Source organism: Streptomyces sp. YS-3, from assembly GCF_045257485.1.
Classification (GTDB): domain Bacteria; phylum Actinomycetota; class Actinomycetes; order Streptomycetales; family Streptomycetaceae; genus Streptomyces.
In genome coordinates this window covers 1-1580 of the sequence record NZ_JBJHPC010000959.1, presented here as the reverse complement: position 1 = coordinate 1580, position 1580 = coordinate 1, and the positions used below count along the sequence as shown (strand labels likewise).

1 protein-coding gene is annotated in these 1580 nt (G+C 71.9%); it reads right to left on the bottom strand.

Annotated elements, in window-relative coordinates:
- A partial coding sequence (locus ACJA3G_RS36700) for an FAD-binding dehydrogenase (protein WP_406557346.1) occupies nt 1-1543 on the bottom strand: 1543 nt, incomplete at its 3' end.
- Nucleotides 1544-1580 lie beyond the last annotated feature (37 nt).

Genomic DNA, 1580 nt, shown 5'->3' with positions numbered 1-1580 from the left:
CCTCCCCGGCCGCGTACAGCCCCTCGAACGGCGTCCCGTCCGGGCGTACGATCTGGGACTCCAACGTCGTCTCCAGACCGCCCAGCGTCTTGCGCGTCAGCACATGCAGCCGTACGGCGATGAGCGGGCCGTGCGCCGGGTCGAGCAGCCGGTGCGGCTTGGCGACCCGGGAGAGGCGGTCCGGCCAGTACGCACGCGCGTTGCGCACCGACATGGCCTGGAAGTCCTTGCCGTAGGGGTTGTCGATCTCGCGGTCGCGCGCCTGGATCTCCCGTCGCACCTGGTCGAGTTCGAGCTTCGGGCCGGGTGAGATCGCGTTCATGCCGTCGACGAGGTCGCGAAGAGTGCGGCGGACGACGAAGTCCTCGCCGTGGTCGAGGAAGGCCTGCACGGGGCCGGGCGCGCCCTTGCGCACCCGCGACAGGGCCAGCTTCAGGTCCTTGCCGGTGATGTCGGGGTTCTGCTCCGAGCCGGAGAGCGCGAACTCCTTCTCCACGATGGACCGCGTCAGCACGAACCAGGTGTGGTCATGGCCGGTCCCCACGATGTGCTTGAGCGTGCCGAGGGTGTCGTGGCCGGGGAAGAACGGCGCGGGCAGCCGCCGCCCGGTGGCGTCCAGCCACAGCGAGGAGGGCCCGGGGAGGATCCGGATGCCGTGGCCGGGCCAGATGGTGTCCCAGTTCTTCAGGCCCTCGGTGTAGTGCCACATCCGGTCGCGGTTGACGACCGAGCCGCCCGCCTCCTCGGTGATCCCCAGCATCCGCCCGTCGACGTACGCGGGCACACCCGTCACCATCGAGCGCGGCGCGGGCCCCATCCGCTCGACCGGCCAGTTCCGGCGGACCAGTTCGTGGTCGCCGCCGATGCCCCCGGAGGTGACGACGACGGCCTGCGCGCGCAGCTCGAACTCGCCGTGCGACTCCCGGGAGGAGGCCACTCCTCGGGGCTCCGACGACGGCGCCAGGACGGTGCCGCGTACCCCGACCGCCGCCCCGCCCTCGACGACCAGCCCGTCCACGCGATGGCGGTACTTGAAGGTGACGCGCCCGCGCGCGGCGGCCTCCAGGACCGGTTCACGGAAGACCCGGACGACCTCGGGGCCGGTGCCCCACGTCAAATGGAAGCGGGGCACCGAGTTGCCGTGCCCGCCCGCCGTGCCCGTGCCGCGCTCGGCCCACCCGACGGTCGGCGTGAGACGCAGCCCGAGCCCGTGCAGATAGCTGCGCTTCTCCCCGGCGGCGAAGTTGACGTACGCCTTGGCCCACTGGCGCGGCCAGTGGTCCTCACGCTCGCGGTCGAAGGCCGCCGAGCCCATCCAGTCGGCGAGGGCGAGATCGTGCGAGTCCTTGATGCCCATCCGGCGCTGCTCGGGACTGTCCACGAAGAACAGTCCGCCCAGCGACCAGAAGGCCTGGCCGCCGAGGTTGGCCTCGTTCTCCTGGTCGACGACGAGCACCTTGCGCCCCGCGCGGACGAGTTCGTACGTGGCGACGAGCCCGGCGAGGCCGGCTCCCACGACGATGACATCGGCGTCGTCACTCACGGCGGTCTCCTGGGGGTAGGGGGGTGCGGGGTTACGG